The following is a 17786-nucleotide window of genomic DNA, read 5'->3' as shown; positions in this document are numbered from 1 at the left end:
CACCGCTTCCGTCCCGTCTCCGCCCCGCCGCCGCCCCGCGAGGGTCGTCGCCATCCTGTCGAAGCCTTGTGCAGACCCTCACTCACTGCTGACGCATCGCCTCCGACAAGGCAGACTGTCGAGGGCGATACCGGCAGCACCGGGGGCAGGGGGAGCTATGGACCGTGACGGCGGGCCGCGCGTACCGGAGCAGCGGGCTCCGGGCGTGCCGGGTGAGACCGCGGAACTGCGTTTCAGCGTGCTCGGACCCGTTCGCGCCTGGCGCGGCGGCGAGGCGCTGCCGTCCGGGTCACCCCAGCAACGCGCCCTGCTCGTCGCCCTGCTGATGCGCGACGGCCGCACCGCGACCGCCGGTGAGCTCATCGACGCCCTCTGGGGCGACGACCCTCCGTCGCAGGCGCTCGCCGCCGTACGGACGTACGCCTCCCGGCTGCGCAAGGTGCTCAGCCCCGGCGTACTGGTCACCGAGGCCGGCGGGTACGCCCTGCGGACCCGGTCCGACTCCCTCGATCTCAACGTGGCCCAGGAACTGGCCTCGGACGCGGACAAGGCGCGCGCCGCCGGTGACCGCTATCTGGCCCGTACGCTGATCAACAAGTCGCTCGGCCTGTGGGACGGCGAGGCGCTCGCCTCCGTACCCGGCCCCTACGCCGACACCCAGCGCACCCGGCTTGAGGAGTGGCGTCTCCAGCTCACCGAGACCCGGCTCGATCTGGATCTGGAGGTCGGCCGGCACGCGGAGGCCGTCTCCGAACTGACCGCGCTCACCGCCGCGCATCCGCTCCGCGAACGGCTGCGCGAGCTGCTGATGCTGGCCCTCTACCGCAGCGGGCGGCAGGCCGAGGCGCTCGCCGCGTACGCCGACACCCGCCGGCTGCTCGCCGACGAACTGGGCGTCGACCCCCGCCCCGAACTGGCCCAGCTCCAGCAGCGCATACTCCAGGCCGACGCGGAACTGGCACGGCCGGTGGAGGAGGCCGCGCCCGTCCACACCGTCCGGCGGCCCGCGCAGCTCCCGGCCACGGTGCCGGACTTCACCGGCCGCGCCTCCTTCGTACGGGAGCTGGGCGGCCGGCTGGCCGCCGCCGGGGGATCCGTGATGGCCGTGTCCGCGCTCGCGGGCATCGGCGGGGTCGGCAAGACGACGCTCGCGGTGCATGTCGCGCACGCGGCGCGCGCGCACTTCCCGGACGGTCAGCTGTACGTCGACCTCCAGGGGGCGGGCGCGCGGGCGGCGGAGCCGGAGACCGTCCTGGGCGCGTTCCTGCGGGCGCTGGGCACCCCCGACGCCGACATCCCCGACTCGCTCGACGAGCGCTCCGCGCTCTACCGCTCGGCGCTCGACGGCCGGCGCATCCTCGTCCTGCTGGACAACGCGCACGACGCCGCGCAGGTCCGCCCGCTGCTGCCCGGTACGGAGGGCTGCGCGGCGCTGGTCACCAGCCGGGTACGGATGGTCGATCTGGCGGGCGCGCATCTGGTGGACCTCGATGTGATGTCGCCGGAGGAGGCGCTCCAGCTCTTCACCCGTATCGTCGGCGAGGAGCGGGTCACCTCGGAGCGCAAGGCGGCGCTGGACGTCGTCGCGGCGTGCGGTTTCCTGCCGCTGGCGATCCGTATCGCGGCGTCCCGGCTCGCGGCCCGGCGCACCTGGACGGTCTCGGTGCTGGCGGCGAAGCTCGCGGACGAGCGCCGCCGGCTGGACGAGCTCCAGGCGGGCGACCTCGCGGTCAAGGCGACCTTCGAACTGGGCTACGGCGCGCTGGAGCCCGCGCAGGCCCGTGCCTTCCGGCTGCTGGGCCTGGCGGACGGCCCGGATCTCTCCCTGGCCGCTGCCGCCGCCGTCCTGGACCTGCCGCTCCAGGACACGGAGGACGTGCTGGAGTCGCTGGTCGACACCTCTCTGGTGGAGTCCGCGGCGGCGGGCCGCTACCGCTACCACGACCTCGTACGTCTCTACGCGCGCTCCTGCGCGGAACGCGACGAACAGCCGCCCACGGAGCGGGAGTCGGCGATGTCCCGGCTGCTGGACTTCTATCTGGCGACGGCGGCGCGGGTGTACGCGCTGGAACGGCCGGGCGACCGTCTGGTGCACCATCTGGAGCCGACGGCGTACGAGGGCGTGTCGTTCACCGACCGGCAGTCGGCCCTGGACTGGCTCTACACCGAGGCGAACTGCCTGCTGGCCTGTGCGCAGCAGGCGTCGCGGGGGCGCCAGCTGCGCCGGGCCGTCGACCTGCTGTGGGCGGCGAAGGATCTCGCGGAGTCGGGCGCCAACTCCAAGCAGTACGAAACCGCGGCGCTCTCCGCGCGCGGGGCCGCGCACGCGACGGGCGACCGCCGTGCCGAGGGGCGTGCCCGGACGACGCTCACCAACGTCTATCTGGTGGCCGGCCGTTACGAGGAGGCGGACGAGGAGGCCCGGCAGGCCACACTGCTGGCACGGGCGTCCGAGGACCCGGCGCCGATCTTCTGGGCCAACAACGACCGGGGCATCATCGCGTTCAACCAAGGACGTCACAAGGACGCCGAGTCGTATCTGCTCCAGGCGATCGAGGACTCGCGCGCGGACGGGAACGTCCCGGGCGAGGCGAGCGCCCTGTGCAATCTCTCCCGCACCCAGCTCTCGCTCGGCCGTACCGCCAGGGCCATCGCCCTCGCCCAGGAGGGCATCGGCATATACGACCGGCTGGGTCTCACTCTGCGCCTCGCGAACGCGCGGTACGCCCTGGGCGTCGCCCTCACCCATGCCGGGCGTCACACGGAGGCGCTGGCGGAGCTGGACGAGGCGTTGGCGAACTTCGGGAAGAACCGGCAGCGCCTCTGGGAGGGGACGACACTCTTCCGTATGGCCGAGGCGCATCTCTCGGCCAAGCGACCGGCCCACGCGGCCCAGCACGCCGAGCAGGCCCTGGCGAACGGTTGCATCGGCGGTGACCGTATCCGCGCCGCCGTTCTGACGGTGCTCGGGAGGGCGCTGGAAATCCTCGGTCAGACGGACCGCGCACGCGTCTGCTGGCACGAGGCACTGGCACTGTACGAAACGGTCGACGCCCCCGAGGCGACCGAGGTGAGAGGGCTCCTCACACCGCTCAGCGCCGCGTGACCCCCCGTGTGGCGGCGTTCATCGAATGTTTATGCCTACCCGTCATGATCTGTGCATCGATCCGTCGCGTCGGGGGGCAGGCGGATCACTGGAGGACACCGCAATCCGAGTGAGCCTCCCAGCCTCTGTCCGGCGGCCCCCGGGGGAGTCGCCGGGCAGGGGACCTCAAAGCCAGTGCCCAACAGGGGAGTCGCACCATGACAGTCGAGCACAACGACGACATCAAGACGATGGACAACCACACGCCGAGCACGCCGGCGAACGGACTGACCACCTTGGACAACCACACGCCGAGCACCCCGGCGAACGGACTGACCACGATGGACAACCACACGCCGATCCTTCCGCAGGACGGACTCCCCACCACGCAGGGCAAGGACGACAAGGACAAGGACGCGGCGGCCGAGCAGCCGGCGGAGGAAGTCCTGACCACGATGGACAACCACACGCCCGCGCCGCCCAAGCCCTGACCCGAGCTGACCCGAGCTGACCGGTTCCGACGGGGAGCGGCCGCGGCGGCGCGGAGGGGGAGCCGTCGCGGCCGCAAGGCAACAGGGGGATACGGGGGACACGGGGGAAACAGGGGGAACGGGGGGGAAACGGGGGCCCACGGGGGATCGGGGGATCCCTGGGGGAACGGGGGACGGCAGAGGGGCCGGGCGCTATCGCCCAGCCCCTCTGTCGTGTGTCGTGTCCGTCCCGCGTCGCGTCCCTCCCGCGTTCCGTCCGTACCGCGTCGGGCCCGTCCCGCGTTCCGTCCCTCCCGCGCCGGGCCCGTCCCGCGTTCCGTCCCTCCCGCGCCGGGCCCGTCCCGCGCGACGGTCAGACGCCGGCCACCGCCCTCGCCTCGCATGCGCGGACGCGGGTCACCCGCTTCGGGAAGTCCATCGGGACGCGGACCGTCGTCGCCTGTCCGTCGGACAGGGTGGCTTCCGCGTCGGCGGAGTCGACGATCCTGCCGGAGGCGTCCTTGAAGTCGACCTCGATCTCGTGGACGCCGGTCACGCCCGGGGCCGCCTCCACGCGGACGGTCGCGTAGGTGACGGCCTTCCGCTTGCCGCTCGCCTTCCGTACGCAGGTGACGACACGGACCTGGACGCCGTCGGACGTCACCGTGGCCGTGGGTCCCGTCGGGTACGGGTCGGACTGCGAACCGCCCGACGAGCCGTAGGAGCCGTCGTCGGAGCCGTAGTTGGAGTCGTAGTCGGAGTCGTCGTCGGAACCCGTCCCCGCATATCCGGCGTTGCTCTTCTTCGAGCTGGAGCAGCCGCCACCGCCACCACCCCCGCCGCTCGATCCCTTGCTCTTCCCCTTGCCCGACGAGAACCCCGTCAGGGCCATGACCACCACGACCAGTACCGCCGCGAACCTCAGACGTCGACGCAGCAAAGCGGATCCTTCCCCCGTTGTGCCCTGGACGGTCCGGGGACGGCCGCCCGGTCGGGGGCCGTCGCATGGACCTGTCAATTGCGCGCGACACCTTAACAGCGGTCCCGTACGCCCCCGCCGTCGCATGGCGCGCCCCCGGCACCCGGCGTAGCGTCGTGCACCGGAGCGGGATCCGTACACCCGTGGTCAGGAGGCCGGCGATGGTCCGCAACATCATCGGTTCGATCCTCGCTCTGGCCGCCGCGGCGGCGGCCGTGCTGAGTCCCTTCCTCATCTGGTTCGACGGCCGCAGGGGGCACGACTACCGGGTCGCCGACCTGTTCGGCGGCATCACCTCCGCCAGTTCCGCGGTCGTGGTCTCGCTGCTGCTGCCCTTCGCCTTCGCCGCCCTCGTCACCCTGGTCGGGCTGGTGCTGCGCTCCCGGCTGCTGGTGGCGGCGGCCGGGGTGATCGTCCTGGGGTTCACGGTCCTGTGGATGGTGCGCCAGGGCCAGTTGTCGGACGGGATCGGCGTCAACGGCGACGGTTCCGGGCTGGGCCTCGGTGTCGCGTACGCCGTCGGCGGCGGGCTGGTACTCCTGCTGGCCTCGCTGGTGATGAGCGGTCGCGCGCGTTCCCCGGCCCCGCCGGAGGCGCCGTACGCGTATCCGCCTCCGGTCACCCGGGAACCCCCGCCCCCGCCCCCGGAGCCCGCGCCCCAGGACGACTGGGGACCGTACGGGGCGTATCCGTACGACGAGGGCCCGCGTCCGTACGACCAGGGTGAGCGGTACGGGGCGGAGCAGCCCCCGGCGGCCGAGCCGTACACACCCCCGGTGTACGGGCATCCGGAGCACGGGCCGCACAAGTACGGGCCCCCGCAGCCGTACGAGGAGCCCCGGCGCGACCGGCCCCCGTCCGGCGACCCCCAGGACGGCGACACCCAGTCCCTGCCCGTCGACGAGGGGTGGACCCCCCGGGACGACGAACCCCCGCGCCGCTGACCGCCCGCGCCGACACCGACCGCCCCGCCGGCTACCGCGAGCCGCGGCCCGTCGCCGTTCCCTTCACCGCGTCCAGCGCGTACACGCACCGGTCCTTGCTGCACGCGTACACCACGCCCCGCCGCGCCACCGGCGAGCCCGTGATCTCACCGCCCGTCGCCAGCTTCCAGCGGAGCTGTCCGCCGCTCGCGTCCAGCGTGTACAGCACATGGTCGGCCGAGCCGAAGTGCAGCCTGCCGTCCGCGACGACCGGGGCGCCGATGACCTCGCCGCCCGCCGCGAAGCGCCACTTGGGCGTGCCCGTCACCGCGTCCAGGGTGTACAGCGCGCTACCGCTGCCCACATGCACATTGCCGTCGGCGACGAGCACCGGCTCGATCGACTGACGGGACTCCGTCGCGATACGCCAGCGGTCCTTGCCGGTGGCGGCGTCGAGGGCGTACACCGTGCCGAGATAGTCGGCGAGATAGACCCCGCCGCCCGTGACGGCGGGACCGGGCGCGAAGGCCGGCGGGGAGAGGAAGACCGCGGGCGCCTCGAAGTGCCAGCGCACCCGGCCGGTCCCGATGTCCACCGACAGGACGCGGGTACCGGCGGAGACATAGAGATGGCCGTCGGAGGCGGGCCGCACCCGTACGGGCACACCCCCGCAGGAGGCGGCGTCGCCGATGGGGTACGACCACAGTTCGGCGCCCGAGCGCGCGTCCAGCGCCAGCAGCCGGGCCTCCTTCCACACGTACACGGTGCCGTCGAAGATCGCGGGCCCGGCCTCGGGCGTCTCGAAGTCCGTCTGCGCCCCGCCGGTCTCCCAGAGCCTCTCGCCGGTGGAGGCCTCCCAGGCCTGGACACCGCCGCCGCGGGTGCCGGTGACCACCGTGCCCCGGTCGACCTTGAGCGAGTACACCCAGGCGTCCGTCCTCAGCCGCCAGCGCTCGCTGCCGTCCTTGCCGTCCAGCGCGTACAGCGTCGGCCCGTCGGAGGCGTGGATCCGGCCCCCGGCGACGGCCATCGCCCAGGCCACGTCACGGGTCTTGAACTGGCGGCGTCCGGTCCCCACGTCCAGCGCGTGCACCTCGAAGGAGGTGACGTAGAGCAGATCGCCGTCGACGACCGGGGTGCCCCAGACGTCGTTGGACATCCGGAACCGCCAGGGCCGCCAGCGGGGCGGAGCGCCGGCCCCGTCGGGCGGCTGCGCGGGCGCGGGCAGGGCCGGCGGGCCCGCCGGGGGCTGGGCGCCGCCGGGGGACGCCTCCCCGCCGTTCAGCCCGGCCGGCGGGCGGATCCAGCCGGTGGCGGGACCCGCGGCGGCGCCCCGGCCGGCGGCGACCGTGCCGCGCGCGTCCACGACCCGGGGCCCCGGGCCGATCGGCACCGGGGAGCCGGGCAGCCGTACGGGGCCGTCCTGGGGCGTACGGGGCGGTGCGGCCGGCAGGGCGGCCGACGGGACCGACTCGGGCCGTCCGCCGTGACGACCGCCGCCCGGGTGGCCGCCGCCGGGGTGGCCGCCGCCGGGGTGGCCGCCGTGCTGCCCGTCGTCCCGCTGTCCGCCGTGCCGCGCGCCGTCGGGGCGCCACGCGGCGTCCCAGTCCGGGGCCCGCGCGGGCCGGGGCGGCTGATGCGCGGGCGGGGGCGGTACGGGGGCGGGCTCCGCGGGGCGTACGGGCGGCGGAGGGACCCGGCCGCCGGCCCTGCGCCGCTCGATCATCGCGGTGGCGAGATCCGGCAGCCACGCCGACGCCGTACCGCTGTCGTCACTGCCCGAGGCGAAGAGATGGGGCGCGAGCTGGGCCTGGAGGTCGGCGGGCGACGGGCGCCGGGTGGCCTCCATCTGCATACACGACTCGATGAGGGGCCTCAGCTCGTCCGGCAGCCCCTCCAGGTCCGGTCCCTCACGCAGCAGCATGAAGACGGTCTCGACCGGGTTGGCGCCGTGGAAGGGCGCGTGGCCGGTGGCGGCGAAGACCAGGGTCGAACCGAGCGAGAAGACATCGCTCGCGCCCGTCACGCTCCGCGAGTCCCGCGCCTGCTCGGGCGACATGTACGCGGGGGTGCCGACGGCCACATTGGTCATCGTCAGCCGGGTGTTGGAGACACCGGAGGCGATACCGAAGTCGATGACCCGGGGCCCGTCCTCCACCACCAGGACGTTCGACGGCTTCAGATCGCGGTGGACGAGACTGGCGCCGTGGATGGACTGGAGCGCCTCGGCGATGCCGGCGGCCAGCCAGCGCACGCCCTGGGCGGGCATCGGGCCGCACTCGTTGACCATCTCCTCCAGCGAGGGAGCGGGCACGTACGCCGTGGCGAGCCAGGGCACCGCGGCCCGGGGATCGGCGTCCACGACGGCCGCGGTGTAGAACCCGCTGACGGCCCGCGCGGCCTCCACCTCACGCGTGAAGCGGACCCGGAAGAGCTGGTCCTCGGCAAGCTCGGTACGTACGGTCTTGATCGCCACCCGGCGGCCCGACGCCGAGCGCGCGAGATAGACCAGCCCCATGCCGCCGGCCCCGAGCCGCCCCAGCACCTCGAAAGGGCCGATGCGTCTCGGATCGTGCTGCGTAAGCTGCTCCACTTGCCTGCCACCTCCCCGTACGGGCCACCAAGGTACGGCCCCGTGCCCCCTGATTCTTCCTGCCTGAGGCAACGGTTGCGAACCCGGGGGCGGATCGGGGTGTCTCCCCTCGATCCGGACACCACATGTGTCACACCTTCATCGCTCATCGCCCGTTTATCACCGATCTCCCGTTCCCCGGCGGCCCATCCACCGCCGTCCCCGGTGTCGGCCGGTGTCCCGCGCGGGACCTGACGCCGCCTCCTGGCCCGGTCCGGATCCGGACGCGGGCCCCGACTCCGGACCTGCTTCCGGACCTGCTTCCGAACCCGCTTGCGAGCCCGGCTCCGACGCGGATCCGGGCGCGGATCCCGGCGCGGATCCGGGCATGGCTCCCGGCATGGCTCCGGGCGCGGAACCCGCCACGGACGCGGGGTCACGCGGTCCTCCCGTCTCCGCCAGGACGGCGAAGGCGGCGCCCTGATTGTCCATCAGGGCGGCCATCCGCCCGGACTCGATGTCGAAGGGCGGCGCGGTGATCCGCCCGCCGAGCCGGACGGCCGTGCCCGCGGTCGCGTCGCAGTCGGCGACGCAGAAGTAGACGAGGAAGTGGGCCGGCATCTCCGCGGGGAAGGCGTCCGTGATGACGCTGCGTCCGCCGATCGCCCCGGCCGTCCCGGACTCCGCGCCGGACTCCGGACCGGACACCGCGCCGGATTCCGCGCCGGGCTCCGGACCGGGCTCCGCGCCGGGCGGGGACCATACGCGGAAGTCGACGGAGTCGTCCGGCAGATCGGTCCCCCGGAAGCCGAAGACGGTCTCGTAGAAGGGGTCCACGCGCTCCTTGTCCCTCGTGTAGACCTCGGTCCAGCAGAAGGATCCCGGCAGACCCCTCTTCTCGAAGCCCCACTCCTCGCCGGCCTGCCAGAACCCGAAGACCGCCCCGGCCGGGTCCGCGGCCTGCGCCATCACCCCGAACGGCCCCACGGCTGTCGGCGCCCGTACGAGCTGCCCGCCCGCGCGCGTGATGCGCTCACCGAGGGCGACCGCGTCGGAGGTGGCGAAGTAGACGCCCCAGACGGTGGGCATCCTGCCGTCGCGTTTGGCGACGAGACCGGCCACGCGCCTGCCGTCGCTGAACGCCTCGGTGTAGTGCCCGGATGCCGCGCCGCCCTCCTCACCGAAGGTCCAGCCGAACAGCTCCCCGTAGAAGCGCCTGCCCGCCGCGAGATCGGGGAGCGAGACATCCACCCAGCACGGCGTGCCTTCCGCGAACGCGGCCATGGCCCGGATCCTTCCTGTGTGGTGCCCGTCACAGTCAAACTAACGGGCCGGGGCCATGCCCGCAGAGGAAGAATGGGAACATTTGATCGATAATCGCAGCGTGAACCCCTCGGCACCCCGAGTTGTCCACCGAAGTTATCCACAGGCTGTTGATAACACTATTCACCCGGGAGTGGTTTCTGGGGAGGACGGTCCACCCCTGGGGATGACGTTCCGCGCGCACGGGCCGTGCGCGCGATGGCCGGTTCCCCATTTGCACTCGGCCAAATCGCGCTCCGACCCCCCCTCGGTAAGCTGACGGCATGACAGGACAAGTGCGCACCGTCGACGGCCGAGTGGCTGGTCGGCGCGGGCAGGCGACGCGGCAGAAGCTGCTCGACTGTCTCGGCGAGATGCTCAGCTCCTCGCCGTACCGGGACGTCAAAGTCATCGACGTGGCCCGGAAGGCGGGCACGTCACCCGCGACCTTCTACCAGTACTTTCCTGACGTCGAGGGCGCCGTCCTCGAAATCGCCGAGGAAATGGCCAAGGAGGGCACGGGGTTGACCGCGCTGGTCTCCGGCCGTTCCTGGACCGGCAAGGCCGGCTGGCAGACATCGGAGGAACTGGTCGAGGGCTTCCTCGACTTCTGGCGCAAACACGACGCCATCCTCCGGGTCGTCGACCTGGGCGCGGCGGAGGGCGACAAGCGGTTCAACAAGATCCGTATGAAGATCCTCAACACCGTCACCAACTCCCTTACGGAGGCGGTGAAGGAGCTCCAGTCCAAGGGCCGGGTCGACAAGGACATCAGCCCCGCCGCGGTGGCGGGTTCGCTGGTCGTCATGCTCACCTCGGTGGCCTCGCACCAGAAGAACTTCCAGAGCTGGGGCGTGAAGCAGGCCGAACTGAAGCCGAACCTCGCGCTCCTGGTCCATCTCGGCATCACCGGCCGGAAGCCCACGAGGTAGCCCGGCGAGCGAGCCGGCGCATCGGCCGGCGGGCACGTACGGGCGTGCCCACTCTGTCCTGTCACGCCGACGGCGGATCACCAGCGATCCCTGTCGGCGCTCCCGTATCAGGAACACCCCGCTCCACCACCGGGCCGCGCGCCGCTCGGGTCCGGACGTGCGGAGAGCAGGGATTGAATGGCCCCCATGCACGATGACGACCACGCCCACGGCGACAGCGACGACAGCGACGGCAACGGCGACAACAGTGCCGGTACCGGTGCCGGGCGGCCCCACGGACACACGGACCGTCCACGGGAGGACCGCGAGCAGGAGGACCGCGAGCAGGAGGCCTTCCGGGCCCTGCTGCGCGCCCAGCGGGTCTGGGACCTGGAGCGCCTGCCCGTGTTCGACCCGGACACCGCGCCCGGGGAGCCGCTGGCGCTGTTCCGGCGATGGTTCACCGAGGCGGCGCGGGCCGGTCAGCCCGAGCCGCACACCATGACGCTGGCGACCGCCGACGAGCGCGGGCGGCCCGATCTGCGGACCCTGACCCTGCATGACGCGGACAGCAGGGGCTGGCACTTCGCCACCCACGCGACCAGCCGCAAGGGCCGCCATCTGGCCGCCCGCCCCGAGGCCGCGCTCGGCTTCTACTGGCCGGCCCAGGCACGCGCGGTACGGGTCAGGGGCGCCGTCCACAGCGCGAGCCGCGAGGAGAGCGAGACGGATCTGCGGGTGCGCTCGACGGGCGCGCTGGCCTCCGCGCTGGTGGGACGGCAGAGCGAAGTGCTCGGCTCGGTCGAGGAGTTGGCACGGGCGAGCGAGGCGGCCTGGGAGCGGGCACGGCGTGAACCGGAGGCGCCGGTGGCGTCCTGGACGGCGTATGTCCTGGTGCCGGACGAGGTCGAGTTCTTCCAGGGGGACACGCGCAGACGCCATGTGCGGCTGCGCTACCGGCGCGAAGGCGACGGGTGGGTGCGGGAGTTGCTCTGGCCGTAGGCCCTGTCCGGCGGATCTCGTGGGCCGGCGTCCCGGGCCCGCCGTCCGGGGGAGCGTGATCGATTCGCAACCGATTTCCCCTCTTGACCGAGACCCACCAAGTGATGTTCCGATTACGCTCAGCTTTCATGCCCGACGATTTCGACCGCACCGAGGACCGTCCCGTGTATGTCATCGGCGGCGGCCCGGGTGGGCTCGCCGTCGCCGCCGCACTGCGTGAACGGGGCGTACGGGCCGTCGTCCTGGAGAAGTCCGACGCCGTCGGAGCCTCCTGGCGCCGCCACTACGACCGGCTCCGACTGCATACGACCCGGCGCCGGTCCTCCCTGCCGGGGCTGAAGATGCCGCGCTCCTTCGGACGGTGGGTGGCCCGCGCCGATGTGGTCCGCTATCTGGAGCGGTACGCGGAGCACCACCGGCTGGAGATCGTCACCGGTGTCGAGGTCACCCGGATCGAGCGCTCCCCGGACGGCTCAGGCTGGCTGCTGCACGCGACGGGCGGGCGGGAGCTGACCGGGCGCGCGGTCGTCGTGGCCACCGGCAACAGCCACACACCGAGGGTGCCCGCCTGGCCGGGCCGGGAGACCTACGGCGGCGAACTGCTGCACGCGCGGGAGTACCGCGACGCCGGGCCGTACGTGGGCAAGGACGTCCTGGTCGTCGGCGTCGGCAACACGGGCGCGGAGATCGCCGTCGATCTCGCCGAGGGCGGGGCCGCGCGGGTACGCCTCGCCGTCAGGACCGCCCCGCACATCGTGCGCCGCTCCACGGCGGGCTGGCCGGCCCAGTCGACGGGCATCCTGGTCCGCCGGCTGCCGGCCCGGCTGGTGGACGGCGCGGGCCGGGTGCTGGCCAGGGTCGCGGTCCCCGATCTCTCGGCCCATGGGCTGCCGCGCCCGGACACGGGCCTCTACACCCGGGTCCGCGAGGGCGCGATCCCGGTGCAGGACGTGGGTCTGATCGACGCGGTGCGCAAGGGGCGGGTCGAGCCGGTGGCGGCGGTCGAGTCCTTCGAGGAGGACAAGGTCCTGCTGGCGGACGGCACCGCGATCGCCCCCGAGGTGGTGATCGCGGCCACGGGCTACGAACGCGCCCTGGAGCCCCTGCTGGGCTCGCTGGACGTCCTGTCTCCCGCCGGCCGCCCCCTCACCCGCGGCTCCCGCTCCCCGGCCCATGCCCCGGGCCTCTACTTCACGGGCTTCACCAACCCGATCAGCGGAATGCTCCGCGAACTCTCGATCGACGCCCGCCGCATAGCCAAGGCCATCTCCCGCTGACCCCTCGCCGCCCGCCCGCCGCGCTCCCTCGGCCCGCTCCCCCGGCCCGCTCCCCGGCCGCCCGCCGCGCTCCCCCGGCCCGCTCGCCGCCCTCCCGCCCGCCGCGTCCCGCCGGGAGGGGGCACGTCGCGCCGGTCGGCCGGGGCCCGTTCCTCGCGGGCCGCCGCTACACCGCCACCGGACCCGGGGCCGGGGCCGGGGAGCGTCGGATGATCAGGGCCATCAGGGCCGCCGCCGCGCAGAGGGCGCCCGAGGCGTACCAGACCACGTCGTAGGAGCCGAAGACGTCCCGGGCCAGGCCGCCCGCGAAGGCCACGACCGCCGCGCCCACCTGGTGGGAGGCGAGGACCCAGCCGAAGACGATCGCGCTGTCCTCGCCGTAGTGCTCACGGCACAGGGCGATCGTCGGGGGGACCGTCGCGACCCAGTCGAGGCCGTAGAAGACGATGAAGAAGAGCATCGGCGGATGGACCGAGGGCGCCAGCAGCATCGGCAGGAAGAGCAGCGAGACACCGCGCAGGGCGTAGTAGACCGCCAGCAGCCGGCGCGCCTCGAACCGGTCGGTGAACCAGCCGGAGGCGATCGTGCCGACCACGTCGAAGACACCGATCACCGCGAGCAGCGAGGCCGCCGCTGTGATGGGCATGCCATGGTCGTGCGCGGCCGGTACGAAGTGGGTCTTGACCAGGCCGTTGGTGGAGGCGCCGCAGATCGCGAACGTACCGGCCAGCAGCCAGAACGGCCCCGTGCGGGCGGCCGACAGCAGCACCGAGACGGCCCGCCGCGCCGCGCCCGGCACCGGCGCGGGCTTGGCCACGAACTCCGTCGCCCCGTAGGCGGGCAGGCCCACGTCGGCCGGGTGGTCCCGCAGCAGCAGCCAGACGAACGGGACCACCGCCAGCGCGGCCAGTGAGACCGTGACCGCGGCCGGCCGCCAGCCGTGGTGCTCCACCAGCCAGGAGAGCAGGGGCAGGAAGACCAACTGCCCGGAGGCGCCCGCCGCCGTGAGGATCCCGGTGACCAGCCCGCGCCGCGCCACGAACCAGCGGTTGGTCACGGTCGCCGCGAAGGCGAGGGCCATCGAGCCGCTGCCGAGGCCGACCAGAACGCCCCAGTACAGCACCAGTTGCCAGGCCGCGGTCATCCAGACCGTCAGCACGGAGCCGACCGAGATGACGGTCAGCGCCACCGCGACGACCCGGCGGATGCCGAACCGGTCCATCAGCGCCGCCGCGAACGGCGCCGTCAGCCCGTACAGCGCCAGATTGACCGAGACCGCGAAGCCGATCGTCCCGCGCGACCAGTCGAACTCCGTGTGCAGCGGATCGATCAGCAGACCGGGGAGCGAGGCGAAGGCCGCGGCGCCGATGATCGTCACGAAGGTGACGACGGCGACGTACCAGGCCCGGTGGATACGCCCGGGTGCGCGAGGCGCCCGAGGCATGCCGGGGGCGGGGAGAACGCCGGGCACGGCGGAACCACCGGAACCACCGGAAGCACCGGAAGTGCCGGGCGTACCGGGCGTACCGGGTGTGCCAGATATGCCGGGTGTGCCGGGCGTGCCAGGCGTCAGGGAAGCACCGGGGAGGGCGGAGGCCCGCGCCGCGTCGTCCTCGGCGGGGAGTTCGGTTGACTGTGTCACGTCAGACAGGATCGATGGGCGGGACGGTCCTTACGAGTGGCCCGAGGGACAGCGTTCGCTAGGATCGGGCCATGCGCTCCTCCGGTGTCCCCGTGGCGGCTCCCGCCGCGCCCCCCGCCGCCGTCCCGCGCGCCGCTACTCCACCCGGCGCAGCCCCCTGATGGGCGGCACCGCCAGCAGCACCCCGCACACGGCCACATTGATCACCGCCCCGGCCACCAGCACCTCGCGCACCCCCACCGTCTCCGCGACCGGCCCCGCCAGCGCCCGTCCGACCGCGAGCATGATCAGTGAGCCCGCCACGTCATACGCGTGCAGCCGGTTCAGCGCCTCGGGCGGCACCTGCGTCTGGACCGATGTGGACCACATGACCAGCCAGAACGCCAGGGACACCCCTCCGACGAAGAAGCCCCCGGCCAGCAGCGTCACCGGTACGTCGTACGCCAGCACCAGCACATTCGCGACCACCCCGAGCAGCGCGAACGCCCCCGCGAACAGCGGTCTGCGCGGGCGCAGCCGCATCGCCAGCAGCCCGCCCACGGCATTGCCCGCGCCGGTGACCGTCATCATCACCCCGAACATCGCCGAGCCGTGCCGCTCGGTGACGACGACCGCCTCCAGCGGGGTGATCGGGCCGAGGACCGTGATGCCGTACACCGACCAGACCGCGATCACCCCCCACAGCCAGGACCGGGCCCGGAACTCCCGCCAGCCGCCCATCAGTTCGGTGAGCATCGACCCGCCGGCCACCGGGGCGAGCGAGGGCATCCGGATCAGGAAGAGACAGACCCCGCTGGCCGCGAAGGTCGCCGCGTTGACCCCGAAGATCACGCCGGGACCGCCGAACCCGACCAGCGCGCCCGCGACCGCGGGCCCCGCCATCGCCGTCAGCGACTCGGCCACCCGCAGCACGGCGTTCCCCCGCTGCACGTCCGGCGCCATCAGCGGCAGCATGCTGGCCACCCCCGGCTGGAAGATCGCCGCGCCCAGCCCGCTCAGCGCGCTGAGCGCGTACACCAGCCAGAGCGAGGGCGGCCCCAGTACGAACGCGGCGGCCAGCACGGCCGTACCGACCAGCCGTACACCGTCCGCGAGGACCATCATCCGGCGCGGGGTGAACCGGTCCGCCAGCACTCCGCCGACGAGCACGAACCCGGCGAAGCACACCATCCACGAGCCCAGCGCGAAGCTGACGGACGAGGCGCCGTACCCGGCGTCGAGCAGCCCCGCGGCGAGGGCGACCGGCACCATGCCGTCACCGAAGCGGGCGACGGTACGGGCGAGGAAGAAGAGCCGGAAGTTGGGATTCCAGAGGGTGCGTCCCGCCACCTCCGGGACATCCCCATCCGGGAGGTCACCGGAGATGCCGGACCCGGGAATGGGCTGTGCCGCCACGCGCTTCTGTGTCACAGGAGCGACACCTATCAAGTGGTGGTCTGGACCACCAGGGGGTATCCACGGAGCGGACCGTCACCCGTCCCGTCACCACCGCCGAGCCCGCCACCACCGCCGCACCACCACCTGACGACCACCTGACGAATCCGACCGCACCGCCCCACCGCACCGCACCGCCGAACGGCCCCACCGCACGGCCCCACCGCACGGCCCGCCCCGGAATCCGATCACGAATCCGATCACGGAAACCCACCACGGAACACCGACAGGAGCGCACCCATGCAGGATCCGCCCGGCCCGCGCCCCCCGCGCCACCGGATCGTCGTACTCGCGCTCGAAGGGCTGATCCCCTTCGAACTGGGCATCCCCCAGCGGATCTTCGGCCGTGCCCGGGACGCCGAGGGCCGGCCGCTGTACGAGATCGTCACCTGCTCGGTCCTGCCGCCGGGCCCCGTCCGTACCGACGCCGACTTCTCGATCCTCGTCGAGAACGGCCCCGAGGCGCTCGCCACCGCCGACACCGTGATCGTGCCCGCCTCCCACGACATCGGCCCCGTCCACACCGAGGGCGTGCTCACCGAGGAACTGGCCGCCGCCTTCACCCTGCTGCGGCCCGGCACCCGGATGGTCTCCATCTGCACCGGCGGCTATGTGCTGGCCGCCGCCGGTTTCCTGGACGGCCGCCCCGCGACCACGCACTGGGCCCACGCCGCCCACTTCCAGGGGCTGTTCCCCCGGATCAAGGTCGACGCGGACGTCCTGTTCATCGACGACGGGGACGTCCTGACCTCGGCCGGGGTCGCCGCCGGGATCGATCTCTGTCTCCATATCGTCCGCCGCGACCACGGCACGGCGGTCGCCAACGATGTCGCCCGCCGTACGGTTGTTCCCCCGCACCGGGACGGCGGCCAGGCGCAGTACATCCAGCGCCCGGTGCCGGAGCCGCAGCTCGCGACCACCGCCACCGCCAGGAGCTGGGCGCTCACCCGGCTCCATGAGCCGATCCAGCTCCGTGACCTGGCCGAGCAGGAGTCCATGTCCGTACGGACGTTCACGCGCCGGTTCCGTGAGGAGGCGGGGGTCAGCCCCGGTCAGTGGCTGACGCAGCAGCGGGTCGAACGGGCCAGACAGCTCCTGGAGTCGACCGATCTCTCCGTCGACCAGGTGGCGCGGGACGCGGGGTTCGGCACGGCGCAGTCGATGCGCCAGCATCTCCAGTCGGCGCTGGGTGTGCCGCCGACGGTCTACCGGCGTACGTTCCGCGCGGGAGCGGGATTCGCGCCCGGCGCTTAGGACGGGGCCCAGGCCCAGGTGCCGTGCCAGGCGCTCCGGGCCCACGAAGATCGACCGGACAGGGCCTGGAAAACAGGCGCGCGCCCCGCGCTTCAGGGGCCCCGCGTCACGCGGGACGCGGCACCACGCAGGACGCCTCGTAGGAGACCGGGGCGTACGCGCCCGACGCGACCTCTGGCGCACGCCGGTCCACCTCGCACCAGATGCGCTTGCCCGCGCCCTCCGGCTGCCAGCCCCATCGGTCGGCGAGACCGTCGACCAGTTCCAGACCGCGGCCGTTGGTGTCCTCACCGTCGGCGTGGCGCGGGCGGGGCGGCGCGGCGCTGGTGTCGGTGACCTCGACCCGTACGGTGCCCGCGTCGGCCGTCCCGGCTCCGAAGAGCATCCGCAGCACGGCCGGACAGCCGGTGTGCACCACGGCGTTGGTGACCAGCTCCGAAATGAGCAGGATCAAGGTCTCGGCGACCGGTTCGTCGTCCCCTATACCGGAGCCGACGAGCCGGGATCGAGCCCATCGCCTGGCACGCCCCACCTCGGCCGGATCGGCTCCGACCTCCAACTGAACCTGAAGCACCTGCACCGCTCACACCATCCGAACCGGCGGACACATCGCCTCGCGCCTCGACAAGGTCCTCGACAGGATCACTGAACGTGATGCCCTTGCGAGACAGCATGGTTGACGTACAGTCACCGCAACAAGCGCTTCGGGCATATTCCAGCGCGAAGGAGTACGCGTGGTGCATACTGTGCGACGCGCGCCGCGGGGAGTCGAACACGGGCGCGCACGGCGCCTCCGTACCGCGCGAGCGGCGCACATTCCCGGTCCCGGAGCCGCCGTCCTGGCGACACCGCAACCCTCGCGCCTCACACCCTCTCGCACCTCATGGAGCGTACCGGAGGGCACAGACGACTCCGGCCTGTGACGGCCCGCCGCA

12 protein-coding genes and 1 pseudogene are annotated in these 17786 nt (G+C 73.0%); 7 read left to right on the top strand and 6 right to left on the bottom strand.

Annotation, left to right across the window (positions count from 1 at the left end):
- Positions 1-157 precede the first annotated feature (157 nt).
- Positions 158-3106, top strand: coding sequence for a BTAD domain-containing putative transcriptional regulator (locus ACFYYH_RS29840; RefSeq protein WP_388557415.1), 2949 nt, complete (start codon positions 158-160; stop codon positions 3104-3106).
- A 197-nt stretch (positions 3107-3303) separates the two neighbouring features.
- Positions 3304-3576 (top strand): hypothetical protein, encoded by a 273-nt coding sequence (locus ACFYYH_RS29835; RefSeq protein ID WP_388557412.1) that lies wholly within the window; start codon positions 3304-3306, stop codon positions 3574-3576.
- 352 nt (positions 3577-3928) lie between these two features.
- Here the strand turns inward: ACFYYH_RS29835 and ACFYYH_RS29830 are convergent, their stop codons facing one another.
- On the bottom strand, positions 3929-4495 hold the full coding sequence (locus tag ACFYYH_RS29830; protein WP_388557409.1) for a hypothetical protein: 567 nt from the start codon (positions 4493-4495) through the stop codon (positions 3929-3931).
- Between the two features lie 200 nt (positions 4496-4695).
- Between ACFYYH_RS29830 and ACFYYH_RS29825 the strand changes: the two genes are divergently transcribed.
- Positions 4696-5478: a hypothetical protein gene (locus ACFYYH_RS29825; RefSeq protein WP_388557407.1), complete on the top strand. Its 783-nt coding sequence runs from the start codon at positions 4696-4698 to the stop codon at positions 5476-5478.
- A 31-nt stretch (positions 5479-5509) separates the two neighbouring features.
- Here ACFYYH_RS29825 and ACFYYH_RS29820 read toward each other — a convergent pair whose 3' ends face one another.
- Positions 5510-8050, bottom strand: a complete 2541-nt coding sequence (locus tag ACFYYH_RS29820) for a PQQ-binding-like beta-propeller repeat protein (protein ID WP_388557405.1) — start codon at positions 8048-8050, stop codon at positions 5510-5512.
- Between the two features lie 438 nt (positions 8051-8488).
- Positions 8489-9313: pseudogene (locus tag ACFYYH_RS29815) on the bottom strand (VOC family protein); the annotation flags it as partial.
- A gap of 302 nt (positions 9314-9615) precedes the next feature.
- Here ACFYYH_RS29815 and ACFYYH_RS29810 point away from each other — a divergent pair.
- The 3 genes from ACFYYH_RS29810 to ACFYYH_RS29800 all read left to right on the top strand — a co-directional run bounded on the left by ACFYYH_RS29810 (position 9616) and on the right by ACFYYH_RS29800 (position 12521).
- Positions 9616-10263: a TetR family transcriptional regulator gene (locus tag ACFYYH_RS29810; protein WP_388557403.1), complete on the top strand. Its 648-nt coding sequence runs from the start codon at positions 9616-9618 to the stop codon at positions 10261-10263.
- Between the two features lie 186 nt (positions 10264-10449).
- Positions 10450-11244 (top strand): pyridoxal 5'-phosphate synthase, encoded by a 795-nt coding sequence (locus ACFYYH_RS29805; RefSeq protein WP_388557400.1) that lies wholly within the window; start codon positions 10450-10452, stop codon positions 11242-11244.
- 128 nt (positions 11245-11372) lie between these two features.
- Positions 11373-12521: a flavin-containing monooxygenase gene (locus ACFYYH_RS29800; protein WP_388557397.1), complete on the top strand. Its 1149-nt coding sequence runs from the start codon at positions 11373-11375 to the stop codon at positions 12519-12521.
- 166 nt (positions 12522-12687) lie between these two features.
- On the opposite strand, the gene ACFYYH_RS29795 is transcribed toward ACFYYH_RS29800, so the two are convergent.
- Both ACFYYH_RS29795 and ACFYYH_RS29790 read right to left on the bottom strand, forming a co-directional pair.
- The gene (locus tag ACFYYH_RS29795) at positions 12688-13965 is read right to left on the bottom strand and encodes an MFS transporter (protein WP_388557505.1); all 1278 of its coding nucleotides are present in this window, start codon (positions 13963-13965) and stop codon (positions 12688-12690) included.
- 333 nt (positions 13966-14298) lie between these two features.
- A complete protein-coding gene (locus tag ACFYYH_RS29790; RefSeq protein ID WP_388557394.1) occupies positions 14299-15573 on the bottom strand; it encodes an MFS transporter in 1275 nt (424 codons plus the stop codon).
- Positions 15574-15837: 264 nt separating this feature from the next.
- Between ACFYYH_RS29790 and ACFYYH_RS29785 the strand changes: the two genes are divergently transcribed.
- Positions 15838-16851: a GlxA family transcriptional regulator gene (locus ACFYYH_RS29785; protein ID WP_388557391.1), complete on the top strand. Its 1014-nt coding sequence runs from the start codon at positions 15838-15840 to the stop codon at positions 16849-16851.
- Between the two features lie 106 nt (positions 16852-16957).
- On the opposite strand, the gene ACFYYH_RS29780 is transcribed toward ACFYYH_RS29785, so the two are convergent.
- Positions 16958-17431: an ATP-binding protein gene (locus ACFYYH_RS29780; protein ID WP_388557388.1), complete on the bottom strand. Its 474-nt coding sequence runs from the start codon at positions 17429-17431 to the stop codon at positions 16958-16960.
- Between the last annotated feature and the right edge of the window lie 355 nt (positions 17432-17786).

This window comes from Streptomyces sp. NPDC002018, assembly GCF_042890865.1.
Lineage (GTDB): Bacteria > Actinomycetota > Actinomycetes > Streptomycetales > Streptomycetaceae > Streptomyces.
Note: the sequence above shows the minus strand (reverse complement) of the source record. Positions and strands in the feature narration are given on the sequence as shown.